Origin of the sequence: Amycolatopsis sp. NPDC051371 (genome assembly GCF_040682155.1) — a bacterium.
Classification (GTDB): Bacteria; Actinomycetota; Actinomycetes; order Mycobacteriales; family Pseudonocardiaceae; genus Amycolatopsis.
Window position 1 is genome coordinate 125,412 of sequence record NZ_JBFBAG010000011.1, and the last position, 25,289, is coordinate 150,700.

General features: G+C 72.3%; 24 protein-coding genes. 5 read left to right on the forward strand and 19 right to left on the reverse strand.

The annotated features are described in order from the left end of the window. Positions 1–87: 87 nt before the first annotated feature. The 5 genes from AB0M59_RS16450 to AB0M59_RS16470 all read right to left on the reverse strand — a co-directional run bounded on the left by AB0M59_RS16450 (position 88) and on the right by AB0M59_RS16470 (position 7,512). The gene (locus tag AB0M59_RS16450; RefSeq protein ID WP_364615230.1) at positions 88–2,619 is read right to left on the reverse strand and encodes a glycoside hydrolase family 3 C-terminal domain-containing protein; all 2,532 of its coding nucleotides are present in this window, start codon (positions 2,617–2,619) and stop codon (positions 88–90) included. Positions 2,620–2,643: 24 nt separating this feature from the next. Beyond that, on the reverse strand, positions 2,644–4,260 hold the full coding sequence (locus AB0M59_RS16455; protein WP_364615232.1) for a carboxylesterase family protein: 1,617 nt from the start codon (positions 4,258–4,260) through the stop codon (positions 2,644–2,646). Positions 4,261–4,285: 25 nt separating this feature from the next. Continuing rightward, positions 4,286–6,982: a family 78 glycoside hydrolase catalytic domain gene (locus tag AB0M59_RS16460; RefSeq protein WP_364615235.1), complete on the reverse strand. Its 2,697-nt coding sequence runs from the start codon at positions 6,980–6,982 to the stop codon at positions 4,286–4,288. A gap of 140 nt (positions 6,983–7,122) precedes the next feature. Then, positions 7,123–7,320 (reverse strand): LuxR C-terminal-related transcriptional regulator, encoded by a 198-nt coding sequence (locus AB0M59_RS16465; protein WP_364615238.1) that lies wholly within the window; start codon positions 7,318–7,320, stop codon positions 7,123–7,125. Between the two features lie 18 nt (positions 7,321–7,338). Beyond that, the gene (locus AB0M59_RS16470; protein WP_364615241.1) at positions 7,339–7,512 is read right to left on the reverse strand and encodes a hypothetical protein; all 174 of its coding nucleotides are present in this window, start codon (positions 7,510–7,512) and stop codon (positions 7,339–7,341) included. 199 nt (positions 7,513–7,711) lie between these two features. On the opposite strand from AB0M59_RS16470, the gene AB0M59_RS16475 reads away from it, so the two are divergent. Next, positions 7,712–8,707, forward strand: coding sequence for a LacI family DNA-binding transcriptional regulator (locus tag AB0M59_RS16475; RefSeq protein WP_364615244.1), 996 nt, complete (start codon positions 7,712–7,714; stop codon positions 8,705–8,707). A gap of 33 nt (positions 8,708–8,740) precedes the next feature. On the opposite strand, the gene AB0M59_RS16480 is transcribed toward AB0M59_RS16475, so the two are convergent. Continuing rightward, positions 8,741–9,484: a GAF and ANTAR domain-containing protein gene (locus AB0M59_RS16480; protein WP_364615247.1), complete on the reverse strand. Its 744-nt coding sequence runs from the start codon at positions 9,482–9,484 to the stop codon at positions 8,741–8,743. A 111-nt stretch (positions 9,485–9,595) separates the two neighbouring features. Between AB0M59_RS16480 and AB0M59_RS16485 the strand changes: the two genes are divergently transcribed. Beyond that, the gene (locus AB0M59_RS16485; RefSeq protein WP_364615250.1) at positions 9,596–10,327 is read left to right on the forward strand and encodes a GAF and ANTAR domain-containing protein; all 732 of its coding nucleotides are present in this window, start codon (positions 9,596–9,598) and stop codon (positions 10,325–10,327) included. Positions 10,328–10,334: 7 nt separating this feature from the next. Further along, on the forward strand, positions 10,335–11,744 hold the full coding sequence (locus tag AB0M59_RS16490) for a PP2C family protein-serine/threonine phosphatase (RefSeq protein WP_364615253.1): 1,410 nt from the start codon (positions 10,335–10,337) through the stop codon (positions 11,742–11,744). 30 nt (positions 11,745–11,774) lie between these two features. Here the strand turns inward: AB0M59_RS16490 and AB0M59_RS16495 are convergent, their stop codons facing one another. Together AB0M59_RS16495 and AB0M59_RS16500 are read right to left on the reverse strand one after the other, a co-directional pair. Next, on the reverse strand, positions 11,775–12,170 hold the full coding sequence (locus AB0M59_RS16495; RefSeq protein ID WP_364615256.1) for an anti-sigma factor antagonist: 396 nt from the start codon (positions 12,168–12,170) through the stop codon (positions 11,775–11,777). Positions 12,171–12,268: 98 nt separating this feature from the next. Beyond that, positions 12,269–13,039, reverse strand: a complete 771-nt coding sequence (locus AB0M59_RS16500) for an ANTAR domain-containing protein (protein WP_364615259.1) — start codon at positions 13,037–13,039, stop codon at positions 12,269–12,271. Between the two features lie 217 nt (positions 13,040–13,256). On the opposite strand from AB0M59_RS16500, the gene AB0M59_RS16505 reads away from it, so the two are divergent. Further along, complete coding sequence (locus tag AB0M59_RS16505) at positions 13,257–14,192, forward strand: PfkB family carbohydrate kinase (RefSeq protein ID WP_364615262.1); 936 nt, start codon at positions 13,257–13,259, stop codon at positions 14,190–14,192. Between the two features lie 41 nt (positions 14,193–14,233). On the opposite strand, the gene ligD is transcribed toward AB0M59_RS16505, so the two are convergent. The 6 genes from ligD to AB0M59_RS16535 all read right to left on the reverse strand — a co-directional run bounded on the left by ligD (position 14,234) and on the right by AB0M59_RS16535 (position 18,629). After that, positions 14,234–15,811, reverse strand: a complete 1,578-nt coding sequence (gene ligD / locus AB0M59_RS16510) for a non-homologous end-joining DNA ligase (protein WP_364615264.1) — start codon at positions 15,809–15,811, stop codon at positions 14,234–14,236. Positions 15,812–15,828: 17 nt separating this feature from the next. Further along, complete coding sequence (locus AB0M59_RS16515; RefSeq protein ID WP_364615267.1) at positions 15,829–15,963, reverse strand: hypothetical protein; 135 nt, start codon at positions 15,961–15,963, stop codon at positions 15,829–15,831. 5 nt (positions 15,964–15,968) lie between these two features. Continuing rightward, entirely contained in the window at positions 15,969–16,523 is a 555-nt protein-coding gene (locus AB0M59_RS16520) for a hemerythrin domain-containing protein (RefSeq protein ID WP_364615270.1), read from the reverse strand. A gap of 55 nt (positions 16,524–16,578) precedes the next feature. Further along, the gene (locus AB0M59_RS16525; protein WP_364615272.1) at positions 16,579–16,755 is read right to left on the reverse strand and encodes a hypothetical protein; all 177 of its coding nucleotides are present in this window, start codon (positions 16,753–16,755) and stop codon (positions 16,579–16,581) included. Further along, positions 16,755–16,943 (reverse strand): hypothetical protein, encoded by a 189-nt coding sequence (locus AB0M59_RS16530; protein ID WP_364615273.1) that lies wholly within the window; start codon positions 16,941–16,943, stop codon positions 16,755–16,757. The genes AB0M59_RS16525 and AB0M59_RS16530 overlap by 1 nt, the downstream gene beginning before the upstream one ends. A gap of 102 nt (positions 16,944–17,045) precedes the next feature. Then, positions 17,046–18,629, reverse strand: a complete 1,584-nt coding sequence (locus AB0M59_RS16535; RefSeq protein WP_364615275.1) for a glycoside hydrolase family 13 protein — start codon at positions 18,627–18,629, stop codon at positions 17,046–17,048. 26 nt (positions 18,630–18,655) lie between these two features. Between AB0M59_RS16535 and AB0M59_RS16540 the strand changes: the two genes are divergently transcribed. Beyond that, on the forward strand, positions 18,656–19,465 hold the full coding sequence (locus AB0M59_RS16540; protein ID WP_364615277.1) for a methyltransferase domain-containing protein: 810 nt from the start codon (positions 18,656–18,658) through the stop codon (positions 19,463–19,465). A 19-nt stretch (positions 19,466–19,484) separates the two neighbouring features. Here the strand turns inward: AB0M59_RS16540 and AB0M59_RS16545 are convergent, their stop codons facing one another. From AB0M59_RS16545 to AB0M59_RS16565, 5 genes are read right to left on the reverse strand one after another with little or no spacing between them, the layout of a single operon-like run. After that, positions 19,485–19,877 carry a hypothetical protein gene (locus tag AB0M59_RS16545; protein ID WP_364615279.1) on the reverse strand — a complete coding sequence of 131 codons (393 nt, stop codon included), beginning with the start codon at positions 19,875–19,877 and terminating at the stop codon, positions 19,485–19,487. A gap of 8 nt (positions 19,878–19,885) precedes the next feature. Continuing rightward, on the reverse strand, positions 19,886–23,071 hold the full coding sequence (locus AB0M59_RS16550) for a WXG100 family type VII secretion target (RefSeq protein WP_364615281.1): 3,186 nt from the start codon (positions 23,069–23,071) through the stop codon (positions 19,886–19,888). Then, a complete protein-coding gene (locus tag AB0M59_RS16555; protein WP_364615284.1) occupies positions 23,071–23,388 on the reverse strand; it encodes a hypothetical protein in 318 nt (105 codons plus the stop codon). The genes AB0M59_RS16550 and AB0M59_RS16555 overlap by 1 nt, the downstream gene beginning before the upstream one ends. Position 23,389: 1 nt before the next feature. Further along, entirely contained in the window at positions 23,390–23,647 is a 258-nt protein-coding gene (locus AB0M59_RS16560; RefSeq protein WP_364371650.1) for an acyl carrier protein, read from the reverse strand. Continuing rightward, positions 23,640–25,283: a fatty acyl-AMP ligase gene (locus AB0M59_RS16565; protein WP_364615287.1), complete on the reverse strand. Its 1,644-nt coding sequence runs from the start codon at positions 25,281–25,283 to the stop codon at positions 23,640–23,642. Before AB0M59_RS16565 ends, AB0M59_RS16560 begins: the two co-directional genes overlap by 8 nt. Positions 25,284–25,289 lie beyond the last annotated feature (6 nt).

Consider the following 25,289-nt stretch of genomic DNA (forward strand, 5'->3'; position numbering starts at 1 on the left):
CCGTTTGAGATCGCAATCTCACGTCCACACGATGGAGCGGCGCCGAGGAGGTTCCTCGGCGCCGCTCCCGTGGTGCGAGAATGCGGATCAAGACAGCGAGATGCGTCCCCGGAGCGGAAGGTCGGCCGACGACGTGCCCACCCCGACGCCGTAGTTCCCCGGCACCACAGTCCACCCGGTACTCGAGTTGAGCCACACCGCGAGTTCGTCCCGCGGCACGTCGAGCGTCACCGTCGTGCGCTGGCCGGGCTGAAGGGTCACCTTCGAGAACGCCTTCAACTGCTGAGCCGGCTCCCGGGCCGCATCCGGAGCGGCCACGTAGAGCTGGACGACCTCCGACCCGGCCCGGCGGCCGGTGTTGGTGACCGACACCGAAGCACGAAGTCCGCCCGGCGTCCGGGAAACCCGCAGGTCCCCCAGCCGGAAGCTCGTGTACGACAGGCCGAACCCGAACGGGAACAGCGGCTTCTCCCCCGAGTGCTGATACCAGCGGTACCCGATCGCCAGCCCCTCGTCGTAGAACACGTGCACCCCGTCACCGGGGAACTCGACGCTCGTCTTCGCCGGCCCCTGCTGATCGGACGCCGGGAACGTCTCCGGCAGCCGGCCGCCCGGCTCGGCGTCGCCGAACAGCATCGCCGCCACCGCGTTGCCCTGCTCCTGCCCCGCGTACCAGTTCGCGATGACGCCCTTGACGCTGTCCAGCCACGGCAGCAACACCGCGCCCGACGTGTTCAGCACGACCACCGTGCGCGGGTTGGCCCGCGCGACCGCGGCGACCAGCTCGTTCTGGTCCGCCGGCAACGCCAACGTCGAACGGTCCATGCCCTCGCTGGTGACGTCGGCGAGGACCACGACCGCCACGTCCGCCGCGCGGGCGGCGGCGGCCGCTTCCTGGTGCAGCTGGTCATACCCGGCCTGGAAGCCGAGCACCAAGGAGGTACGCGGCGCGCGGCCGCCGGGAACGGGCGCGGCAGAGACGTACGTGACCTCGACGGCGTGGTTTCCAGCGGTCAGGGTGACCAAGGCGTTCTGGACGGACTCACGGCCGGCCAGGTAGGTGAGCACCGTCTTGCCGTCGATGCTCAACGTCGTCAGCCCGCCGGCGGTGAGACTGAACCGGTAACCCCCGGCCGCAGAGGCGTTGAAGGTGCCGGTGTAGCGCGCCGACCAGCCGTCCGTCTGGCTCGCGACGGCTGCCGGTGCCGCGGTGACGTTCAGGTTCGGGACGGTCTCCGTGGCCAGCACCTCGCCGGTCAAATCGGTGGAGGCGTAGTACGTGGCCGTCAGCCCGGCACCGAACGCCGACGCGGGCACGACCGGCAGCGCCGCGATTCCGAGCGTGCCGCGCGCATACGTCACCGGGATCGACCCGGCCCGGGCGCGGATCCCGGCCAGCGGCGTCACGACCGGACCGTTGGAGGTGACGCTGCCCGACCCGCCACCGTGGGTCTGGGCGCCCGTGTCGGCGGCGTCCCCGATGACCGCGATGCTGCGCGGGCGCGCGAACGGCAGGATGCCGTCGTTCTTGAGCAGCACACTGCCTTCGACGCCGATCCGGCGCGCCAGGTCCAGGTGCGCCGGGGTCGAGACCACCGTGTCGACGACCGTGGCCGGATCGGGCAGCGGGTGGTCGAACAGCCCGACGCGGATCATCGGCGTCAGGACCTGGGTCACCATCGTGTCGAGCTGGGCCTCGCTGACGGCGCCGGATTGCACGGCCGCCTTGAGCGCGTCGCCCAGGTACGTGCCGCCGGGCATCTCGGTGTCCGAGCCGGCCTTGGCGGTCTGGACCGTGCTGTGGGTGCCGCCCCAGTCCGACATGACCCAGCCGTCGTAGCCCCACGCGTCCCGCAGCACGTCCTGGACGTTCACCCGGTTCTCGTGGGCCCAGGTGCCGTTGATCTTGTTGTAGGAGGTCATGACGGCGCCGGACCGGCCCTGCTGGACGGCGGCCCGGAACCCCGGGTAGTAGATCTCCTGCAGCGCCCGGTCGGACACGACGACGTCGATCGAGTTGCGCAGGATCTCCTGGTTGTTGGCCACGAAGTGCTTCACCGTCGACATGACGTGGTTGGCCTGGATGCCGCGGATCGTCGCGGCCGCGAGCTGCCCGTTGAGGTAGGGATCCTCGGTGTAGGTCTCGAACGATCGGCCCCAGTGCGGCACACGCAGGATGTTGATACAGGGCGCCAGCGCGACGTTGTGCCCCTTGGCCGCCTGCTCCGCGCCGTAGGCGTTTCCGTATGCCGTCGCGGTGTCCGGGTTCCAGGTGGCGGCCAGGGCCTTGGAGTCCGGCCACTGGGTGACGCCGACGGACCCGTTGCCGACGCCGCTCGGCCCGTCGGCCAGCCGCAGCGCCGGGATGCCGAGTCTGGTGTTGGCGGGGATGTGGCCGGTGAAGCCCTTCGTCGCCGGAATCCCGTGGCAGTAGGCGATCTTCTCGTCGAGGGTCATGCGAGCCACGAGCTGCCGGGCCCGGCCGGTGGCCGCCTGCACCTCTGGAGGTGGCGCGGGAGCGGCAGCTTCGGCCACCCCGGGCGGGACGACGGCGGCGACCCCGGCCGCGGCCACGCCCGCTCCCGACCACTTCAACATCGACCGACGCGTGACATCCATCTGCACACTCCTTCGTAGCGTGGATCAGGCGTGGTTTTGCCAGAACAGCCTTTCGGCCTTGTCCGGGTCGTTGACGATCCTGCAGTCGGCGTCGAGCCACATCGTGGAACGGGTCTTCGGCGTATAGGCGGGCCAGGCCGGCACACCGGTCGCGGTGGGACGGTCATGGTGCGCGAAGCCCGCCCACAGTGCGCTCATGTGCCGCGCAGTCGCGAGCTGCCCCGGTGGTGGATCTGCCGAGCGGGAGACGTTGGCGAACTTGAGGGTGATGTCCGACGCGTGCGGCGAGCCGATCGGGAAATCGGTGCCGGGCACCAAAGTCGGGTTCTTGTAAGCGAGCTGGTACATGAACACGGGCGCCGCGTGCTGCGCGAACTTGGTCTCCGCGATCTTGATCGAGTCTCTCCAGATCGGCGAGGTGGTGATCGCGAAGTAGAGCTGCGCCGGCGTCGCGTCGGGCCTCGACTCGTGGAAAGTCTTGATGATCTGGTCCAGCTCGACGCCCTGATAGGTCTTGCTCAGTTCCCGGCGCAGACCGGCTTCGTCGATGCGGAAGATGTCGGGCGGCCCGAAGAGACTGAAGAACACCATTTCGTCGCGGCAGGTGCCGCACATCAGCGGCTTGCCGGCCGAGAAGGGCGCCACGCCGTCGGCGAAGGGATGCCGCGGAATGGCAGTGCCGTCGACGAAGGCGCCGAAGCCGGGCAGCGGGTCGGGATCACCCCAAGGCGCGACGCCGTTCGCGGCTTCGGACTGCTGGATCTCGAGCAGCCTCTCGGCCGGAATGTCGTGCAGCTTGGGGATATCCGCCGTACTCAGTCCCAGTAGCTCCAGCGTGCGCCTGGCTCGTGCGGTGGCGCCGTCGCGGGTGGGGAAACGCAGCGGAGCGGCGCTCTCGATCGAGGCTTTGCGGAACAGCGGCGCGGCACCAGGCATCGTGTAGACGGCCGCGGTCTTGGCGCCGCCACCGCTCTCACCCCACACCATGACGTTGCCGGGGTCGCCCCCGAAGTTCTCGATGTTCTCCCTGGTCCAGCGCAGCGCCGCGAGGATGTCCAGCATCCCTTGATTGGCGGCGTAGTCGCCGCCGGCGAGGTCGCCGAGGAACAGGTAGCCCAGCAGGCCGAGCCGATGGTTGGACTCGACCACCACGACGTCGTAGAGCTGCGCCAGGTGGGTGCCGTCCTGCCCGGTGGCGGAGCCGGAGCCGATCATGTAGCCGCCGCCGTGGTTGTAGAACATCACCGGTCGCCGCCGGCGGTCCGCGGCGGGCGTCCAGATGTTGAGGTAGAGGCAGTCTTCGGAGGGGGCCGGCATCCGGCCGTTGCCGTTCGGGCCCATCTCGTTGCCCGCCGCCTGGAACGCCGGGTTGGGGAAGCTCACCGCGTCGCGCACGCCGTGCCAGCGTTTGGGCGGCTTCGGGGCCTTGAACCGCAGGTCGCCGAGTGGCGGCGTGGCGTAGGGCACGCCGAGGAACTTCGCGATGCCGTCCTCCCGTCTCCCGCGCACCTTGCCGTAGCGGGTTGCCGCCTCGGCTGTTCTCTCCGCACCCTGGGCAAGTGCCGGGAACGGCATGCTCATCCCGGCGATGACGGACAGCGACCCGCCGATCATCGCTCTACGGGTCATCCCTGAGCTCACCACGGACCTCCTTGTCGAGGGACGATCAGATCGAAGCCGTGAAGGTGTGCTTGCCGGAGCCGACGGTCTGCGTGGCCGGGCTGCCGGGAACGTGCACGGTGGCGGTGGCGCCGGGCGGCACGGTGACGTCGAGCCGGAACCCGTGCGCGGACTTCGTCCAGCTGCTGCTGACCGTCCCCAGTGGGGTCTGGTAGCTCCCGGCCGCGTGAGTCAGGTCGCCGACGGGTGCCGGCGCGATCGTCAAGGTGCGGTAACCGACCGAGCCCGGAGCTTGCTGGATGCCGGCGACCCCGCGGACGAACCACGCGTCCACTTCGCCGAGGAAGTGGTGGTTCTGCGAGCCACCGCCGTCGAGACTTTCGGACAACGTGGTGTGGCCGCCGGCCACCAGGTAGCCGTAGCCCGGCGAAGTCGGGTTGACGACCATGTCGTAGAGGACGTCGTCGCGGTTCCCGGCTTCCAGGGCACGGAAGAGCGGGCCGAGCCCGACCGAACCGGTGGTGATGTGGTTGCCGGCCTTGCGCACCGACGCGACGAGCCGGCCGAGCACCGCGGCGCGGTCGGCGGGCGCGACCAGGCCCGCGTCGAGAGCCATGGCGTTGGACGCTTCGCTGTCGCTGCCGTAGAAGACGCCAGTCGCGTCGACGTGGCGGAAGCGGGTCGTGAACTCGGCGCCGAGCTGCGCCGCCAGAGCCGTGTACTTGGCGTGGTCGGCGGTCTTACCCAAGGCCTGCGCGATGTTCGCCATATCCTGGGCGGCGGTGTAGTAGCCGGCGGTGATGGCCAGCTGCATCGGCGTCGTGTTGTCCGTCGCGGACCAGTCCCCCAGCCCCGGGATGTCGCCGTTGTTGGCAGCCTTGTTCGCGGCCTCGTAGTCGAGCCAGGCGACCATGTTGTCGTAGAACGTCGCCATCGTGCGGGTGTCGCCGTAGGTCTGGTAGAGCTGCCACGGGATGCGGATGATCGCGCCGCCCCAGTTGACCTCGTCGAGGAACTCGATGGTGCCCTGCGGGTACTGCAGCTTGACGGGCGCGACGCGGTGGAACTCGGGCGCGATGTTCGCGATCAGGCCGGGTGATTCGTCGCCGGGTTGTCGCTGCGCGGTCGCCATGTTGCGCACGAGCTGGGGTTCGAAGGCCGACATGTCGTAGTCGGTGAGCAACGCGTCGATGTTGTGCAGGTTGTCGCCGGTGTAGGGCCCCTTCTCCCGGTCCGGGCAGTCCGTCAGGACCGACGTCATGTTGCTCTGGATCGAGCGCTCGGTGATGGCGTGGATCTGGTTGAGCAGATCGCTGGACGAGGTGAACTCGCTCGCGCTCGGGTTCGCCGCGTAGACGACGTCCGTGGTCACCGTGTCCTTGGCCGGCGGCGTGCGCAGGCCGCTCACCTGCAGGTAGCGGTAGCCGCTGTAGGTGAACTGCGGATGCCACTTCTCGAGCCCGTGCCCGGAAAGGGTGTAGCGGTAGGCGATCTGGTTGCCGGGTTTCGCGCCGGTGCTGGCGATGTCCAGCGTGCCGTCCGCGGCGAGCTTCTCGGCGGGGATCATGGTGACGGTGTCGCCGGCGCGTCCGGCGACCGACAGGCTCGGCCAGCCGGACCGGTTCGCACCGAAGTCGAGGATGTAGGAGCCGTCGGCGAGCTTGCGGACGTTGCTCGGCCGCACGGTCTCCGCGACGGTGATCGGCGGACGCGGGTTGGCGCGCAACGGCGTCGTGTCGCGAGGCGTGGTGGTCTGGGTCAGCTTGACGACGCCCGCCTGCTGCCACCCCGCACCGTCTCCGCGGCGGGCGTCGTACTCCTCGCCGCTCCACCACGACGAGAACGTCGTCGCCCCGAGCGCGGTGCGCCAGGTGCCGTCGCTGGAGACCACCTCGCGGTGCCCGTCCTGGTAGGTGACTTCGAGCTGGGCGATGACCTTCGGCTCGCCGTACACGGTGTACTGCTCGAGAGTGTTGCCGAAGAAGTACCGGCCGGGGGTCTTCACCCGCTGGTAGGTGCCGCTGCCGGTCTGCAAGCCGATCGTGTTGGTGCCCGGCTTCAGGGCGCGCGTCAGGTCGTAGGTGCGGTAGTCGACCTCGGCGGTGTACGTGGTCTGGCCGGGCTCGAGCACGGCGTCCCCGACGGCCCGGCCGTTGAGCGTGGCGGCGTACATGCCGAGACCGGTGGTGTAGAGGCGAGCCTGCTTGACCGGTCCGTGCACGGCGAACGCCTTGCCGAACACCGGCAGCGGTGTCTCCTTGCCGTCGGGCTGGGTGTAGTCGTAGGACGGGTTCTCGATCCAGCGGGCCGACCAGTCGGCGGCGGACAGCAGGCCCATCTCCCAGCTCGATTCCGCGCTCCACGGCGAGACGCGCCCGGCGGTGTCCCAGGTGCGGACCTGCCAGCGGACGTGGTCCCGGGCGCGCAGGGCCGGGCCGCCGTAGGCGATGTTCGAGGTGGCGGCCGAGCGGACTTTCCCGCTGTCCCACAGGTTCCGCGGCCGCGCCGGGGTGTCGAGGTCCGCGCGGATCTCGTAGGCGACCTGACCTGCCGAGCTCCGGGGCGGGAGCCAGCTGAGCAACGGCTTGGCAGCGTCGATCCCGATCGGGTCGACGAGGTTCTCGGTCTTCAGAAAAGTCGGCGGCGCGGCGCGGCCACCCGGTGTCGCGGCGGCCACCGCCGATCCGGACACGGCCAGCAGCGCTGCCGTGAGGAGCGTGAGGATGGGGCGCCGGCGGTTCATCGGCTGTCCTTTCGGCCGGGTGGAACGGCTCGCTACTCGTCACCCACGGGGATGAAACGTTTTACCTGATCCTCGAAGCTACGAGGACGTCTCCTGCCGGACAAGACGTTGTCCGAAACCGGACGGCCGCCGGCCACCGTTCAGACCAGCCCACGACGCGCGGCCCACACCACCGCTTGAATGGGGGTCGCCAGGCCCAGCCGATCGCAGATCGAGCGCATGCGACGACGAACGGTCCGGTCGGACAGCTCCAGCCGCCGCGCGATGATGTCCAGGGGCAAGCCTTCCGCGAAGAGCGCCAGCAGAGCGAGTTCCTCGCGTTCGAGCACAGCGATCACCGGCCCACCGTCCTCTGCTCACCACGCGACGACGAAGGCGAGCGGGATTCTCGGCCCGTGCGCGCCTTCCCCCTCGGGCAGCCGGCCCGCGCGGGGATCGGCCGCCCCCGCGGCAGCGACTGGTCCGAACGGCGGCTTCGTGGCTTCGCGGGTCGCCGACAGGGGCCCGTGGCCCGGATCCCAACGCCTCATCGCGTCTCCCGGATTAAAAGGTTTCAAAACCTCGTGCGGTGACGCTACTATGGTCCTGAAGGCGAAGTCAACGCCGCTGAGGGCCGTTGGTAAATCGATTTTGTGTCTGGGTCGACGGCCTTCACGTTCACACAGAGGGATCATGATGACGGTGCCGGATACCGCCGGGACAGGCTCTGCCGGAAGCCGTACCGTCGGGATGAAGGACGTCGCGGCCGCCGCCGGGGTGTCGGTGGGCACGGTGTCGAACGTGCTCAACCGGCCTGGCCTGGTCAGCCGCGCGACCCGGACGAAGGTCGAGGCCGTGATAGCCGAGCTGCGCTTCGTGCGCAACGAGACGGCTCGGCATCTCCGCGTCGGGCACAGCCGAGTGCTGGCGTACGTGATGCTCGACGGCCGCAACCCGTTCTTCACCGACGTGGCCGGCGGCATGGAGGACACCGCGGGCGAAGCCGACCTTTCCCTCTTCCTGTGCAACAGCGCCAACCTCGCCGCGCGCGAGGCCGCTTACCTCACCCGGCTGGAGCAGCAGCGGGTGCAGGGCATCCTGATCACCCCGGTCGACCCCGGCTCCCCGCAGCTCGACGAGATCGCCCGGCGGGGCATGCCGCTGGTGATCGTCGACCGCACGCGGAACTCGGACAGCCACTGCTCGGTCGCCGTCGACGACGTCGTGGGCGGCGAGATCGCGGTCCGTCACCTCCTGGAGCAGGGCCACGAACGGATCGCCTTCGTCGGAGGTCAGCTCGACATCGGCCAGGTCCGCGAGCGCCGCGAAGGTGCGTTGCGCGCCCTACTGGCCGCCGGCCTCGGCCCGGACCACCTCGTCGACCTCACGACGTCGCGGATGGCCGTGGCGGACGGCGGCAACGCCGGTCGTCGTCTCGCGGGTCTGCCGTCCGCGACCCGGCCCACCGCGGCGTTCTGCGCCAACGACCTGCTGGCACTCGGCCTGCTGCAAGCGTGTGCCGCACTGCGCATGCGCGTCCCGGACGACCTCGCCATCGTCGGGTACGACGACATCGAGTTCGCCGCGGCCGCCACCGTCCCGCTCACGTCGGTGCGCCAGCCGCGCCGCCGGCTGGGGCGCACCGCCGCGGAGCTGCTGGTGCAGGAGACCGCGGACCCCACGCACGAACACCGGCAGGTGACCTTCACCCCGGAACTCGTCGTCCGCGAATCGACCTACCAGTGACAGCTCGGCCGTCAATCGGTTGTCCGCCCGCATTCACACCGCGCCACTGGAAAGCACCCGTTCGACGAATCGCTCCGCGACTTCGCGCAATTTCACGTTCTCGCGCTGGGACTGGTCGACGAGGAGGGCGAACGCGTCGTCGGCGCCGATCCGGCGGATCGCCATCAGCATGCCCTTGGCCTGGTCGATGACCGCGCGCGACCTCAGTGCCGTCTGCAGGTGCTCGGCGGTCTCGCGCGCCTGGACGTAGCGGTGGTACACGCGGAACACCGCTTCCACCGCGGCCGTGTACAGCTCGAGCAGCTGCGCTTCGATCGCCTCGAAGCCGTCGTCCTGGCGGCCGTAGCAGTTGATCGCGCCCGAGTACTGCTCGTCCGCCACCAGCGGCGCGGCGAGGAAGCTCCCGAAGCCCGCTTCCCGGGCGCCGCTCGCGAACGAGGGCCAGCGCTCGGTCGCGTCGCTCACCGACGTGCGGACGATCTTGCCGCTGCGGACCGCCTCCAGGCACGGGCCGTCACCGAGGCGGTACTGGTCGCCGTCGAGCCCGCCCACGACGGCGGCGGTCGCGGACGCCGTGTGCGGCTCGTCTCCGCTCACCAGCGTGATCGACGCTTCGTCCACGCCTGGGACGGCGTGGCACACCTGCCGGCACACGTGCTGCAGCAGGATCCGCAGGTCGTCCTCCTGCCGCAGGACGGCGGTCAAGGCTTCGAGGGCCCCGGTGACGTCGTCGAGCAACGACGAAGCCGTCACGGTGGTGGGCTCCGGCAGTTCCATGTCCGCTCCTCCCTGTGGGACGCCGAACGGCTGGGGTACCCACTCCGCGCCCGGCCCATGTCCCGGGTCAGAGCAGGTTTGACGACGGCCCCGGCTTGGTAATCAGCGGCCATGGCGACGGAGAAGGCGGGCGGGCTGCCGCTGGACGGCGAGCTGGCGGGGGTGGCCGCGCGGATGTCGGGACTGCTCCTGTCGCGCGAGAGCGTCGACTCGGTACTCGAGCTGATCGTCTCGCTCGCGGGGATGACGATCGCCGCGGCGGCGGGTGCCGGGGTGACGCTGCTCGACGACGAGGGCCGCCCATCGACGACGAGCGCGTCCGGCCCGCTGGTGCGCGACGCCGACACCCTGCAGTACCAGCTCGGCGAAGGACCCTGCATGACCGCGCTCGCGGAGGGCGCGCCGATGCGGATCGACGACGTCACCACCGAGCGGCGCTGGCCGCGGTGGTGTGCCGCGGCCGGTGACGCGGGCCTGCGGTCGGTGCTGACCACGCCGCTCGTCACCGAGGACGGCTGCCTGGGCGCCATCAAGATCTACGCGACGGCTTCCGGCGCGTTCGGCCTCGCCGACGAAGCGACGCTCGCGACGTTCGCCGGCCGCGCCGCGGTCCTCGTCGCCAACGCCAGCGCGTACGAGCGGGCGAGCCGCTTCAGCGAGCGGTTCAAGGACACCCTCCGCGAGCGTGACGCGGTCACCATGGCGAAGGGGTTCCTGATGGGCCGCGACGGCGTCGGCGAGGACGCCGCGTTCGACCACCTGCTGTCGCTGGCCCGCGCCGGTGCCCACACCCCGGCCGAGGCCGCCGCGGACCTGCTCGCCCCCGCACGACGGGGAGAGTGAGCCGCCGATGCGCTTCCTGCCCGAGGAGGAACAGCAGCGGCTGCTCGCCGCCTGCTACGCGCGGAGCCGGCTGACGCCCGAACAGCTCTGGATGCGCTACTTCGCGCTCGGTGGCAGCCAGGGCCTCGTGGAACTGGACGCCTACCTCAACGGGCTGACCACGCTCCCCCGGGTCGACCGCGACATGCTCGCCCACGCCGTCAACGAGCGGCTCGACGAGCTGGCCGGACCGCCCCGCGCGCCCTACAGCCATTCGGCCCGCGACGGGAAGCCGTTGCACGGCCCGCTGAGGGCGCTCGTCGACCTCCTCGAAGGCGCCCACCGCGCACCGCCCGAGCGACTGCCCGCCGTCGTCGCCGAAGCCGGCCGCGCGCTCGACCTCCGGATCGGCATCTACCTCGCCGACTACGACCAGCGGACGCTGGTGCCACTGCGCGCGGAGTCCGCCGCGGAGCTGGACATCGAGACCACCGTCGCCGGGGACGTCTTCCGCCGCGCCGGAACCACCGTGACGCGGGACGGGCCCGACCCCGCCCTGTGGACGGTGCTGCTCGATGGCGTCGAGCGACTCGGGGTGCTCGAGATCGTGCCGACCGACGGCGCCGACCCGGACGACCCGGTGCTGCGGGAGCAGTGCCACTGGCTGGCGAGCCTGCTCGGCCACCTGGTGACGGTCACCACCCAATACGGCGACGGTCTCGACGTGCGGCGCCGGCGGCACCACCGCGCCTCCCCCGCCGAGCTGCTGTGGCAGAGCCTGCCGCCGCTGACCGGCGCGACCGACAGCGTGATCGTCGGCGCGAGCGTCCAGCCGGCGTACGACCTGTGCGGGGTGGTGTTCGACTACGCGCTCTCGGAACGACGGGCGCGGCTGGCGATGTTCGATGCGGGCCCGCGCACGGGCGGGGCGAGCTACGCGGTGGTGCACGCCCTCGCCGCCTACCGCGCCGCCCGGCGCGACGGGGCCTCGCTCGGGGAGCAGTACACCGCCGTCGGCCGGGAGCTGGCCGGCTCGGAGCCGGTCGTCACCGGGGTCATCGCGGAGCTGGACCTGCGGACCGGCGCGTTGCGCTGGCTGGAGGCCGGCCACCCGGCACCGCTGATCGTCCGCGACGGCCGGGCCTTGCCGGAGACGGCGCCCGGCCCGGCCCGGTTCCTCGCGGGCGAGCGGCTGCCGCAGGCCACGGAAGTGCGGCTGCGGCCCGGTGACGTGCTCGCGCTGTACTCCCACGGCCTGGCCGGGACGGCCGACCGGTCCGGGACTCCGTTCGGCCGGGAGCGGGTGGCCGGCTACCTGGCGGCGGAGACGCTGCCGCCGGAGACCGCGCGCCTGCTGACCCGTGCCGTCCTCGGCCACGGCGCGGGCGAGCTGCGCTCGGACGCCGGAGTGCTGGTCGCCCGCTGGGTACCGCGCTGAGCAGGGCGCCCGAGTGGGGTGATCGCGCGCTCAGCAGGCGGCGTCCCGCACCCCCGCCGACAACAGCTCCCGCAGCGCGTCCGACAGCGAAGCGAACATCGGGACCACCGCGGCCAGCCCCGTGATCCGGAACAGCCGCGCCAGGGTCCGGCTGTTCGCCACCACGACCAGCCGCCCGCCCTCCCCGGCCGCGCGCTCCGCGGCCGCCGCCAGGGCGCGGGCGCCGGCCAGGCCGAGGAACGCGACCTGGGACAGGTTCACCACCGTTGTTCCCGGCGGGGACGCCGCCAGCTCGCGCTTCAGGGTCGGCAGGGTCAGGGCGTCGATCTCGCCGGCGAAGGTCAGCACCAGCAGACCGGGGCGGTACTCCGTCCGGCGCGCCGTGAGCGGCGCGGACCGGGTGGGGACCGGGAACGTGGGGGACACGGGTTCGGCAGGCCTATCCGCGCCGGCGAGGGGCCGGCGTCGCAGCGGGGTGATCAAGGTCGGGGTCTTGATACCCAAACCGCCGGAACGGAAACGCCCTATTCCGCGCTGAACGCCGACCAGAGCCGCTCGGCCGCGCGGCGGGCCGGGGCGCCGGGGCGGATCTCCGGCACGCCGCCGGCTTCGGGCGCGTGCTGGCCCCCGAGGTGCTCGACCAGGGCGACGGCCAGCTCGCGGACCTTCACGTTGAACTCCTGGCTGGTGCGGCGCAGCGTCTGCCAGGCCTCGTCCGGGGAACACCGCCGGACCGCCATGATCGCGCCCTTCGCCTGCTCGATCGCGGCGCGGGAGGCCAGCAGGTCCAGCGTCTGGTCCGGGTCGCCCGTGGTGGCGGTCTCGGCGACCACCAGGGTCATCTCGGTGAGCTTCTCGTAGCGCCGCAGGACGGCGAGGATCTCGGCCCCGGGCGGCCGGTCGAACGTCGCGGACAGCACGAACGCGCTGGTGTCGTCCCAGAACCCGGGCAGGGCGGCCGCGCCGAGCGCCCCGGCGAGCTCCGGGCGGTCCGCGAACACGGCGTCGCGGGTGAGCCCGGGCCAGCGTTCATCGGCGAAGAGGTCGTCCGTCGTCACCGGCTCGCCGGTGACGACCGCGTCGGCGACCGGGCCGCCGTGCGCCAGCTGGACGGGCAGCAGGTCGGCGGCGATGCCCGCGGCGGCCAGCACCTGCGGCGGCCGGCCGCCGTAGCCGATCGTGAGGCCCGCGCCGAGGCACCCCGGCAGCTCGCCGGTGATCCGCTCGAGCAGCGCCCGCAGCAGCTCGGTCAGCGGTCTCCACCGGTCCGCCGCGTTCATCAATGTCTCGGTCACCCGAACCTCGCTTCCACCGGGTCTTCGTCCTACTGATTTACCCGAAGTCGCGGTGATCCACATCCCGGTGCCGGACGAACCGGCGCGTCCGTCCGGCGCAACGAGGGATCAGCCGGTGACGGTCCGCACGACCCGATCGAGCGGTTTATGGCGCGCCCGAACCGGGGTAGCCGATCTTCGCCAACCGAGGAGGCTCCATGGACCGGCGGTACCGGTGATGTTCAGCGAAGTCGTGGTGGTCGGGCAGATCGCCCGTGACCTGGTGGTGGAGGTCCCGGACGCGCCACCCGCGGACGGGTCGGTGCCGGTGAAGCAGCGGCAGGAGCTGCTCGGCGGGAAGGGCGCCAACCAGGCCGTGGCGCTGAGCCAGCTCGGGGTGACGGTGTCGCTGGTCGGCGTCGTCGGGCAGGACGCGGTCGGCGACGCGCTGTGCGCCCGCGCCCGGGCCGACCGGATCGGCACCACGCACGTGGTCCGCCGGCCGGGCGTCGAAACGGCGCTCATCGTCGACGTCGTCGACGACCAGGGCCGCCGCCGCTACCTCGAGCACGTCCCGGGCGCGACGCTGGTGACCGAGACCGACGTGTTCGCCGCGTCCGCCCCGATCTCGGCCGCCGGGTCCCTCATCGTCCAGCTGCAGCAGCCCGCCCCGGCGGCGTTGCTGGCGGCCCGGCTCGCGCACACGGCGGGCACGCGGGTCGTCCTGGACGGCGCGCCCGAAGACGGCACCTTCGCCACGGACCTGCTCGCGCTCGCCGATGTCCTGCGTGCCGACGGCCACGAAGCCGAGCTGCTCACCGGCCAGCCGGTGGAGGACGTCGCCGGCGCGGCCCGCGCCGCGGCGGACCTGCGGCGGCGCGGGCCGTCGCTGGTCGTGCTCGAGGTGGCCGGGCAGGGGAACCTGTTCGCCGGGCCGGCGGAGTCGTGGTTCGTGCCGCACGTCGAGACCGAGGTGGTCGACCCGACCGGGGCCGGCGACGCGCTGGTCGCGACCCTGACCGCGGCGCTGACCCGCCGCCGCCCGCTGGAGACGGCGGCTTGTCTGGCGGTCGCGGCGGCCGCGGCGACGACCGAGCACGCGGGCGGGCGGCCGCACCTGTCCCATCCCGTCCTCGACCGGCTGCGGCCCCGGCTGGAAACCGTCCACGCCTGACGACCGGCGGCCGGGCTGAAGGCCGCACGCTCGAGCCCCGGCTACAGGCCCGGTAGTTTCTGCTCGACCCCGAGCAGCTTCGCGAACGGGTCGCCGTGCTCGGCCAGCCGGGCGGGAACGTCCCGGATCGTCCACCGGTCCGGGGTGAGCCCGTCGTCGTCCAGCTCGTCCCACTCCAGCGGCACCGACACCGGCGCCCCCGGGCGCGGCCGCACGCTGTACGGCGCGACCAGCGTCTTGTTGAGCACGTTCTGCGTGTAGTCGAGCCGGGCCCGGCCGCGGCGCCTGTCCTTCGCCCACGCCCAGCTGACCAGGTCCGGCAGGACACGCCCGATCGTCTTCGACACCGTCTCCGCCCACGTCCGGGTCTGCTCGAAGGTGCAGTGCGGCGCGATCGGCACCCAGACCTGGATCCCGCGCTGCCCGGTCACCTTCGGCCGCCCGGTCAGGCCGAGGTGCTCGAGCGCCGTGCGGTGCAGCCGCGCCAGCTCCAGGACCTCCGCGAACGACGTCTCCGGGCCCGGGTCGATGTCGAAGAGCACCCACGTCGGGTGGTCGACGTCGTCGGCGCGCGACGTCCAGGCGTGCAGTTCCAGCGCGCCGTAGTTCGCCAGCCACGCCAGCGTGGCGACGCTGTCGGCCACGACGTACCGCTGGCTCTCCCCCGCCTCGGCACGCTCGTTGCGCCACGTCGTCAGCCACTCGGGCGCGTGCTTCGGGACTTCCTTCTGCCAAAAGCCCGGTTCGGTGACGCCCTGCGGGAAGCGGTTCGTGTTCAGCGGCCGGCCCGCCAGGTACGGCAGCATCACCGGCCCGACGGTGGCGTAGTACCGGATCAGGTCCCGCTTCGTCACCGGTGAGCCCCCGCCGGCCGGCGGGAAGAGGACCTTGTCGAGGTTGGTCAGCGACAGCTCCCGCCCGGCGACCGACCACTTGCCCTTGGCCTTGAGGTCGTCGAGGGCCGCCAGTTCGTCGGCGGTGGCGGCCGCGAACCCCACCGGCTCCTCGGCGTGCGCGGCGGGCCGGTCGCCGTGCCACAGCGCGTCGGGTGCGGCCGCCACCTCGTCGTTCGTACGGCCGCTCTTCACCGAGCGCGGGTGGTCCTCGGCGTCCCAGCCGGCCTCGGCGTGCTCGTCCTCCTTGTGCAGGAGGAACCACTGGTCCTTCTCCCCGCGGTTCGTGCGGACGAGGACGAACCGCCCGGCCAGCTTCTCGCCGTCGAGGTCGAAGTGCAGGGTGCCGTCCTCGATGGCGCGGGCCGGGTCGGCGTCGACCGGCCGCCACACCCCGCGGTCCCACACGATGACGTCGCCGCCGCCGTACTCGCCGCGCGGGATCACACCTTCGAACCCGGCGTACTCGATCGGGTGGTCTTCGACGTGCACGGCCAAACGGCGGGCCTTCGGGTCCAGCGTCGGTCCCTTCGGCACCGCCCAGCTGACCAGGACGCCGTCGAGCTCGAGCCGGAAGTCGTAGTGCAGCCGCCGCGCGCGGTGCCGCTGCACCACGAACCGGTGCCCGGCGGGCCCGCCCGGGTCCCCGCCGGCCGGCTCGGCGGTCCGGCCGAAGTCGCGCATCTCCTGGTAGCGCCGCAGTTTGCGGGCCGGGACGTCTGCCATGCCGACGGGGTACCCATTCACTCCGGGGATGACCAGGGCGGGTTCTTCTCCGCCAGCTCCCGGTACTCGTCCACCTCCTGCGGGGTCGGGTCGAGCCCGGCCGCCTCCGCGAACTCCTCCGGGTCGGTCACCTCGTCGTCCGGTTCCGTCATCGCGCTCAACGCCCGAGCGCGCCGCGGATGAGGTCGCGTGCGCGGTCCATGATCGCCGCCGGCGGCCCCAGCAGCAGGTTCGCCTTCGCGCTCTCGACGCCGGGGTGCGGCCGGGTCGGCCCCACGGCTTCGGCCAGCTTGGCGGTCGCCGCCATCGCCCGCAGCCGCTCCGGCGGCCGGTGGGCGCGCAGCAGCGGGAACTCTTCCTTCTCCTCGTGGTCGGCGTGCGCGAGCACGTCGTCGCGCAACTGGACGAGCAGCGTGTCGAAGCCGTCGGCTTCGGGACCCATCTTCTGCAGGGTAGTCAGGAGCTCCTTGGCCCGGTGCTCCTCGCCCAGCCGCGCGTCGACGACGGGCCCGGCCGCGGGCTCGAGGTCCCGGATCTCCGGGTGCACAACCAGCTCCTCGGCGGTCTCGTGCACCGCCAGCAGCCGCACGAGGTCCCGGAACAGGTCGCGGCGCCGGTCGCCCTCGGCAGTCTCCAGCTCGGCGAACATCGCGCGGATCTCCCGGTGCTGCCGCTGCAGCAACTCGATGACGTCCTCTTCCTTGTCCGGCACGGAAAGCCTCCTCCTCGTCGGATGGTCCGAGGGAGCTTTCCCCGTCCCGGACGGGTTACTCGTGCCGGTTCGCCATCGTGAGCCACAGCACGCCGGCGGCGATCAGCGCGATCGCCACCACGGTCCACCACGACCACCAGCTGAAGAACGCGACGACCAGCCCGACGGCGAGCAGCACTCCCCCGCCGGTATCGGCGTTCCCGGCCCGCGAGAATCCCCCGGCGACGGCCATCAGCCCCTCCTCCCGTCGACGGCGGCCACGATCAGCGCGGCGCAGTTCCGCACCGCCAGGCCGCGCTCCTGCGCCATCGCGATCAAGGCCGACTGCGCGGCCGCACCCGTCATGCCTTGGGCCACGAGGACTTTCAGCGCCATGGCCACGACATCGGTGGCGGGCGGGCGCGGGGTGCGGACGGGCATCGGACGACCTCCGGCTCGGGCTGAGCGGCAACGAACGCGACCGGATACCCCGCCGCTCCCGGTTTCACACCGGCTCACTCAACCCGTCCGGGTGACATCGGTTCAACTCCTGTCGAGCCACACCGCCGCGTCCACCGGCAGCCGGCCGTCCTCCAGCGGCGCGCTCGACATCACCACCCGTCCGTACTCCGGCAGCTCGCACGGCTCGGTGGAGAGGTTCACCACGCACCGGAACCCCGGCTCCCGCGCGAACGACAGCACACCGGGAGACGCCGGCGACCACGTCAACGTCCCGTCCCCCAGGGCCGGATGTGCCCGCCGGGCGGCGAGGGCCGCGCGGTACAGGCTGAGCATCGAACCCGGGTCGGCCGCCTGGGCCTCGGCCGTCATCGTCCGCCAGTGGGGTGGCAGGGGCAGCCATGTGCTCGTCCCGTCGGGCGCGAACCCGAACGGCGGCGCCGTCCCCGACCACGGGAGCGGCACCCGGCAGCCATCGCGCCCGCGGCGGGTGTGGCCGGACCGGTCCCACGTCGGGTCGGCGAGCACCGCCTCGGGCAGGTCTTCGACCTCCTCCAGCCCCAGCTCCTCGCCCTGGTACAGGTACGCCCCGCCGGGCAGGGCGAGCATCAGCAGCAGCGCCGCCCGGGCCCGCCGCCGTCCCAGGGCGAGATCACCGGAACCCGCGAACCGCGTCACGTGCCGGACGACGTCGTGGTTGGACAGCACCCACGTCGCGGGCGCGCCGACCGCCTCCAGCGCCGCCAGCGTCCGGTCGATCACCTCGCGCAGCGCGTCCGCGTCCCAGTCGCAGCGCAGGAAGTCGAAGTTGAACGCCGTGTGCAGCTCGTCCGGGCGCACGTACCGCGCGAGGCGGTCCGGCCGGTCGACCCATGCCTCCGCGACGAACACCCGGTCCGGGCCGAACTCGCCCGCGATCTTGCGCCACGAGCGGTAGATCTCGTGCACGCCGTCGAGGTCCCAGTGCGGGTGCGCGCTGCGGTCCGGTGGCTGCGCGATCTCCTCGTCCTCGGCGCCGAGGTCGGGGAACGCCGGGTCCTTCAACAGGCCGTGGGCGACGTCGATGCGGACGCCGTCGACCCCGCGGGCGAACCAGAACCGCAGCAGGTCCTCGAAGTCCGCGCGGACTTCGGCGTCGTCCCAGTCGAGGTCGGGCTGCTCCGGGGCGAACAGGTGCAGGTACCACTCGCCGTCGGCCGCCCGCGTCCACGCCGGCCCGCCGAAGACACTGCGCCAATCGGTGGGCGGCAGCTCGCCGTCCGCGCCGCGCCCCGGCCGGAAGTGGTACCGCGCGCGTTCGGGCGCGCCGGGTCCGGCGGCGAGCGCGGCGCGGAACCACGGGTGGCGGTCGGAGGTGTGGTTCGGCACGACGTCGATCAGCAGCCGCAGCCCCACCCGGTGCACCTCGGCGACCAGGTCCAGCACGTCGGAGTCGGTGCCGAACAGCGGATCGGGGATCCAGTGGTCCTCGACGTCGTAGCCGCCGTCGACCATCGGCGAGCGGTACCACGGCGTCGTCCACACGGCGTCGACGCCGAGGTCGGCCAGGTGGCCCAGGCGCGAGCGCAGGCCCGCGAGATCCCCGGTGCCGTCCCCGTCGGCATCGGCGAAGCTGCGTACGTAGACCTCGTAGACGACGGCGTCGCGCCACCAGTTCGCGGAGTCCATGACACCCGAGTATCTACGCTGGAGCCGTGACCGACGCGGGGAAGTGGGATCCGTCCCTCTATTCGGGCAGTGCCGGGTACTACGCGCGAGGCCGCGCCGCCTATCCCCCCGAGCTCGCCGCGGCGTTCGCCGGCGAGCTGGAACTCGACGGGTCGGGACGCCTGCTCGACGTCGGCTGCGGGCCCGGATCGCTGACCCTGCCGCTGGCCGGCTGGTTCGCGGAAGCGGTCGGGCTGGACGCCGACGCGGACATGCTCCGCGAAGCGGCCCGGCTCGCCGCCGACGCGGAGATCCGGAACTGCCGCTGGGTGCACCGGCGCGCGGAGGAGCTGCCCGCCGGGCTCGGCCGGTTCCGGCTGGTCACCTTCGCGCAGTCGTTCCACTGGTTCGACCGCGCGCGGGTCGCCGCGGCGGCGCGCGGCATGCTGGCGCCCGGCGGCGCCTGCGCCCACGTGCACGCGACGACGCACCAGGGCGTCGAAAGCACCGTGCCGCACGCGGAGATCACGGACTTGGTGCGCGCGTACCTCGGCCCGGTGCGGCGCGCCGGGCAGGGTTTCCTGCCGGACGGTACGGCCGGCGGCGAATCGGAGGTCTACCGCGCCGCCGGGTTGCGCGGGCCGCGGCGGTTCGAGGTCCCGGGCCGGGTCGTCACGCGCACCGCCGACGAGGTCGTCGCCGGCGTCTTCTCGCTGTCCAGCTCGGCGCCGCACCTGTTCGGCGACCGCCGCGCGGAGTTCGAGGCCGAGCTCCGGCTGCTGCTGCGGCGGGCGAGCCCGGCCGGGCCGTTCACCGAGGGGCTGCGCGAGATCGCCGTCGACCTCTGGCGGCCGTGACGTCCACTGTGGACGAACGTCACCAGGGGTTGTTGTCGTAGCCCTCGTCGTCGGCCTCCGCCGCGCGCGAACGACGTGCGCGGCGGGCCCCATCGTCTCGGGCGGACGGCCGCGACTCCGGCGCCGGCGCGAACGGCGAGGCCGAACCGGGCTCACCGCCGAAGGCGTCCGAGTCGAAGGCCGAGGGCGGTTCCGTGCCGCCCCGGTCCGTGCTCCAGCCGGACTTCGTCTTGCGCTGCGCCATCTCGCGCACGTGCTGCACGTACCGCTCGGCCGCCTGAACCTGCTTGGTCATGTACTCCTGCGACCGGGCCTTGATCTCCTCGCCCCGCTGCTCGCGCAGGACGCGCCGCTCGGACTGCTCGCGGACGAGACCGTCCAGCTCGGCCTTCATCGCGTCGATCTCGCTCATGCGTCCTCCTACCAGGTCCGGGCGGACGGCGGATCTTCGTCGTCGTTGAGGGAGCCGATGATCCGGCGGCCGGGCTCACCGAGGTTGTCGAACACGGCACCTTCGATCCGGTAGGCGGGCCGGCGTTCGGTGTCCCCTCCCCCGCCACCGCCGTGGGCGCCGCCCATGGCCCCCATGCCGGGCATCCCGGACATCGACTGCCCGCTGTGCCCCGCCGACGCGCCGGACGGGGCGAACGCGGCCGCGGGCTGGGCCTGGGTGCCGCCGACGCCGCTGTGGACGCCGCCGGACATCGGCGTTTCGCCGAGCCCGGAGCCACTCCCCGCGCCGCCCGGGTCGAGGCCGGCCGCCGAAAGGCCGGAGCCCCCGTGCGAGCCGCCGCCGATGCCGGCTCCCGAACCGCCGCCGTGACCGCCGCCGTGGCCGTCACCACCGCCACCGCCGTCATGCGACGGCAGGTCTTCGAGGGTGCCGCGGTGCGTCGGCAGGTCGTCGTCGAGCTTCTTCTCGGGGGTGTCGCCGAGGGCGCCGGAGGCCTGGTCGTCCTCGCCGAGCGTGTAGGTCGTCGGGGTGCCGCTGCCGTCGTCGACGGTGACGACGGTCGGGCCGTCCGGGCCGTCGGGCCGCTCGGCGGTGATCTTGACGCCGCCGTCCTCGATGTGGATCTTGCCGTCGGGACCGGGGCAGTAGGTGCCGTCGTCCGTCCCTTGTGGACCGTCGGCGTCCTTGGACCAGTCGAGCTTGAAGTCCTTGGCGTCGTCGGTCCCGTCGCCGACCTTGATGTCCATCTTCCCGTCTTGGTCGGGTTCGGTCATCTCGAAGGTCTTGTCGCCCTGCTTGACCTTCAGGGTGTCGGGGGTGTCGTCGCCGAGCTTGTCGGGCTTGCCGTCGCCGTCCTTGTCCTCGCCGAGCAGGCCGTCGGGCTTGCCGTCGCCGTCCTTGTCGGCGCCCAGCAGGCCGTCGGGCTTGCCGTCGCCGTCCTTGTCGGCGCCCAGCGGGTTGTCCGGCTTGCCATCGCCGTCCTTGTCGGCGCCGGGTTCGTCGCCGGACCCGGTGTCGCCGAGCCCGGCTCCGTCGCCGGAGTCCGTCTTGATCCCTTCGCCGCTGAACTCCTTCAGCGCGTCGGCGGCCTTCTGCTTCGCTTCCTCCGCGGCCTGCTCGGCCGCGGCCTTGCCGTCGTCGCCGGAACCACCGGAACCGGAGCCCGAACCCGAACCGGAGTCGGAACCACCCGAGCCGGAACCGCCGCCCAGGCCGGACCCGGAACCGGACCCGCCGCCGAGGCCTTCGCCACCGCCGAGACCGCTGCCCCCGGCGCCCGAACCGGCGCCGTCGCCGGATTCGGTCTCGATGCCCGGGCCGCTGAACTCCTTCAGGGCGTCCGCGGCCTTCTTCTTGGCCGCTTCGGCGGCTGCGGCCGCCTCCGCCTGGCCACTGTCGGACGGCGGCGGCACCGACGACGGCGACGTGTCATCCGAACCGGAACCGGAACCGGAGCCCGAGCCACCGCCCGAGCCGAGACCGGAACCCCCGCCGTCGCCGGAAGGCGTGGACAAGTCGGGGATCGGCGGCATCGAGCCCCCACCACCGGCTCCCGAACCCGAACCGGAGCCGCCGCCCGAGCCGGACTCGCCACCGGAACCGGACCCGCCGCCGGAGATGTCGGGGATCGACGGCACCGGACCACCGCCACCGGAACCACTGCCCGAACCGCCCGCACCGCTGGGCAGGTCGGAACCCGAGCCGCCGGATCCCGCACCCCCGCCGAGGCCGCTGCCACCGGAGCCGGAGCCCGAGCCACCTTCGGGAATCGGGGGCACCTGGCCGCCGCCGCCGGCTCCCGAACCACCCGAGCCCGAGCCGGACCCACCACCCGAGCCGGAACCGCCACCGGCGCCACCCGAACCCGCGCCGCCCGCACCCGACCCGCTGCCCGAACCACCCGGGCCACCGCCCGCGCCGCCGGCGGAGCCGGGACCACCGCTGCCGGTAGCGCCCGAGCCGGAGCCGCCCGGCATGCTCACGCCCTCGAACTCGTTCTTGACCTTGCCCATGACCTTGTCGAGCGCGTCGTACGCCTGGTCGACGAGGTCCTTGGTGTCCTTGCAGGTCTTCGCGAAGCCCTGGTACAGCCGGTCCCACATGTCGGGGTTGAACTGGTTCTGGATCCACTGCTTGGCCAGGTCCTGGCCGTGCTTCTTGATCTCGTCGCCGTCACAGCAACCCTGGTCGTTGAGGGTCTTGACCAGGTTGGTGCCGAAGTTGAGGTCCATCCAGCCCGCGATCTGGGCGAGGTCCTGCTCGTTGCCGTGCTCGCCGCTGGCGACCGCGATGACCTTCTGCGCCATCGTGTAGTCGGCCTTGCCGACCAGATCGGTGTACATGCCGATGACGGCGTCGGCCTTGCCCTTGCACAGCTGGAACACCGTGGTCGCGGTGGTCAGCGTCGCTTCGCTCACGTCGCCGAGCGTCTGCGACAGCTTCGCCGCCTTCGGCTGGATCTTGTCGTTGTAGGTGTCGGCCGCCGCGTCCGCGCCGGCACCGCTCCACGTCTTGTAGAGGCTGCTCAGCTGGGAGCCGGTGTCCTGCTCCGTCCGGTCCACCGTCTCCGAGCCGGTCTTGAAGTGCGCGGCGTCGTCGACGAAGTTCTTGAAGCTGATCCCGCGCTGCTCATCGAACGGGACGCGGATGTCCTTGTCGATGTCGATCGCGCGGGTGTTGCCGCGGCAGTCGGCCGGGATCTTCGCCAGCAGCGAGCCGAAGGTCTCGAACAGCTTCAGCGCGGGTGCGGCGGCGTCGAAGATCTCGTCGGACGTCTTCGTGCCGGTGGCGTCACCGCCGCTCTCGCCGGCCGCGGGCGGCTTCGTGTCGTCGAGCTTGGCTTTGCCGTCGTCGACGGCCTTCTTCTCCTGGTCTTCGTTGTAGGAGTTCTGGTCGCCGCTGGACTTCGCCTTGTCGAAGGCCTCGTCGACCGACTGCCCGGCGAAGAGCGGGTTGGCGTTGTAGGCGCCGGCGTACTTCTCGGCTTCCTGCCGCTTCTGCTTGATGTCGTCCGGTTCCTGGTCGGCCAGGAACGGCGGCGGGGGCGGGTTCTCCCGCAGCCAGCTGCTGATCAGCGCGCTCTTCTGCGGGGCCGGGACGCTCGGGTCGTCCAGGAGCGCCTTGACGTCGGACCACTTCTTCTTGTCGGCCATCAGAGCGCGCCCCCGGCGTCGGTGATCGTGCCGGCCTGGTTGTCCTCGTTGGCGCCGTAGCTCGACCCGGCGGTGCCGAGGTTGGTGCCGAACGAGCCCAACGTGGTGCTGTAGCCGGAGACCGCGGCCCACAGCGCCTGAGCGCCGGCGGTGTACTTCGCCGCGTGGGCGTTGTGCGCCCGGCCGAAGCCCTCCGCGGTCACCGCCGGGGTTTCCAGGTCCGGGTTGTCGTCCAGCAGGTGCTCCGCCAGGTCCCCGATGGTCTTGGACGCCGTCGACAACGCTTCCGTTGTCGCGGTGTACCCCCCGCCGCTCATTTCAGCGCCTCTCCTCAGATCCTTCGGTTCCCAGAGCTTCCGCGAGCACGTCCGCCACGGACCCCACGTCGGTGAACCGCTCGAGCTCGTCCAGGTCGATCGTCACCCCGTAATAGACCTCCAGCGCCGCCAGGAGCTTGATCCGGCCTTTCGAGTCGATGCCCAGCTCCTCCAGCGGCGCGTCGGGCTCGACGAGAGCCGGGTCGAGCCGGAAGGTGTCGCTGACGACCTTCGTGACCTCGGCGCGGTGATCACCCACGGACGTCACCATAACGTGCCTTGGCGGCCGACCGGGCGACCTTGCCACTCGATGTGCGCGGAAGTCCGCCGGAAGGGACCAGATGTACCGCACGGAGGGTGAGATCGTGCTCGCGTGACACCGCGCGCAGCACCGCGCGAGTCACCTCTTTGAGGTCCGCGTCAGCGTCGCGCGCCCACTCCGCCACCACCACCGCACCCTCGCCGTCCTCGTCGGCGACGCCGAACGCGGCGACGCGGTCGCGGCGGACCGCCGGGTGGGCCTCGGCGGCCGCCGCCTCGATGTCCTGCGGGTGGAAGTTGCGGCCGTCGACGACGATGAGGTCCTTGAGCCGGCCGGTGACGTAGAGGTCGCCGCGGTGCACCACGCCGAGGTCGCCGGTGCGCAGCCAGCCGCCGAGGCCGTCGAGCGTGGCGTCGAACGCGGCCGCGTCGCCGCGGCCCCAGTAGCCGGTCGCGACGTTCGGGCCGTGGATCCAGATCTCGCCGACGCTGCCGCCGGGCTGCTCGTGTCCCTCGTGGACGATCCGCACCCGCTGCCCGACCGGACGGCCGACGGACACGAGTTCCTGCCCGTCGACGGTTTCGACGACCTGGCCCTGCGCGAGGGCTTCGCGGTCGAACACCGCGCCGCGCGGCCCTTCTTCTCCCGCGCTCGCGACGTAGACAGTGGCTTCGGCGAGTCCGTACGACGGCCGGTACGCCTCGCGCCGGAAGCCGTGCGGGCCGAAGACCTCGAGAAAGCGCTCCACCGTGCGCGGGCGGACGGGTTCGGCGCCGTTGAGCGCGACCCGGACGTCCGAGAGGTCCAGACCGTCCCCGGGGCCGGCGTCGGCCGCGAGGTCGTAGGCGAAGTTCGGGGCGGCGGTGAACACCGCGGGGTAGTCCGCCATCTGACGCAGCCAGCGCCGCGGCCGGTGCACGAACTCGGCCGGGGCCATGAACACCCCGCGCCCGCCGGCGAAGACCGGCAGGCACAGCAGCTGGATCAGGCCCATGTCGTGGAAGAACGGGATCCACCCGGCGCAGGTCGTGCCCTCGTCGACGGCGTAGGCCCGACTGCCCTGCCAGCACGCGGCGACGATGGCCCGGTGCGGGATCACCGCGCCGGCCGGCTCTCGCGTCGACCCCGACGTGTACTGCAGGTACGCCGGGCTTTCCGGCGCGACCGGCACCGGATCGGCGCCCGGCCCGGTCAGCTCGTCGACCACCAGCAGGTCGTCGGGCGCCCCGAACTCGCGGACGCGCGCCGCCGCGGCCGACGACGTCAGCCAGACGCGGGCGCCGGAGTCGGCCAGGACCCCGCCGAGCCGCTCGGCCTGCGCGCGGTTGCCCGGCGGCATCAGCGGGACGGCGATCGTGCCCGCCGCCAGCGCGCCGAAGAACGCGAGCGGGTAGGCGAGCTCCTGCCCGGCGAGGACGGCGACCCGCTCCCCCGGCTCGGCGAGCCGGCGCAGCTCGCCCGCGACCACGCGGACGCGGGCGGCGAACTCCGCCCACGTCAGCGTGTGCTCGGCGGCGTGCGCGTGGTCCTGGTGGGTGAACAGCGGCCGGTCGTCGTCCGCGCGGGCGAACAGCCGGTCCACGATCGAAGCGCGCAGCACGTCGCCGGGCACGGTCACGGGCGGACGAGGCACGAACGC

Coding starts and splice junctions, on each gene's coding strand:
- AB0M59_RS16450 (WP_364615230.1), bottom strand. CDS start 2,619: ATGGATGTCACGCGTCGGTCGATGTTGAAGTGGTCGGGAGCGGGCGTG.
- AB0M59_RS16460 (WP_364615235.1), bottom strand. CDS start 6,982: ATGAACCGCCGGCGCCCCATCCTCACGCTCCTCACGGCAGCGCTGCTG.
- AB0M59_RS16470 (WP_364615241.1), bottom strand. CDS start 7,512: ATGAGGCGTTGGGATCCGGGCCACGGGCCCCTGTCGGCGACCCGCGAA.
- AB0M59_RS16475 (WP_364615244.1), top strand. CDS start 7,712: ATGAAGGACGTCGCGGCCGCCGCCGGGGTGTCGGTGGGCACGGTGTCG.
- AB0M59_RS16480 (WP_364615247.1), bottom strand. CDS start 9,484: ATGGAACTGCCGGAGCCCACCACCGTGACGGCTTCGTCGTTGCTCGAC.
- AB0M59_RS16485 (WP_364615250.1), top strand. CDS start 9,596: ATGGCGACGGAGAAGGCGGGCGGGCTGCCGCTGGACGGCGAGCTGGCG.
- AB0M59_RS16490 (WP_364615253.1), top strand. CDS start 10,335: ATGCGCTTCCTGCCCGAGGAGGAACAGCAGCGGCTGCTCGCCGCCTGC.
- AB0M59_RS16505 (WP_364615262.1), top strand. CDS start 13,257: ATGTTCAGCGAAGTCGTGGTGGTCGGGCAGATCGCCCGTGACCTGGTG.
- ligD (WP_364615264.1), bottom strand. CDS start 15,811: ATGGCAGACGTCCCGGCCCGCAAACTGCGGCGCTACCAGGAGATGCGC.
- AB0M59_RS16515 (WP_364615267.1), bottom strand. CDS start 15,963: ATGACGGAACCGGACGACGAGGTGACCGACCCGGAGGAGTTCGCGGAG.
- AB0M59_RS16525 (WP_364615272.1), bottom strand. CDS start 16,755: ATGGCCGTCGCCGGGGGATTCTCGCGGGCCGGGAACGCCGATACCGGC.
- AB0M59_RS16530 (WP_364615273.1), bottom strand. CDS start 16,943: ATGCCCGTCCGCACCCCGCGCCCGCCCGCCACCGATGTCGTGGCCATG.
- AB0M59_RS16535 (WP_364615275.1), bottom strand. CDS start 18,629: ATGGACTCCGCGAACTGGTGGCGCGACGCCGTCGTCTACGAGGTCTAC.
- AB0M59_RS16545 (WP_364615279.1), bottom strand. CDS start 19,877: ATGAGCGAGATCGACGCGATGAAGGCCGAGCTGGACGGTCTCGTCCGC.
- AB0M59_RS16550 (WP_364615281.1), bottom strand. CDS start 23,071: ATGGCCGACAAGAAGAAGTGGTCCGACGTCAAGGCGCTCCTGGACGAC.
- AB0M59_RS16555 (WP_364615284.1), bottom strand. CDS start 23,388: ATGAGCGGCGGGGGGTACACCGCGACAACGGAAGCGTTGTCGACGGCG.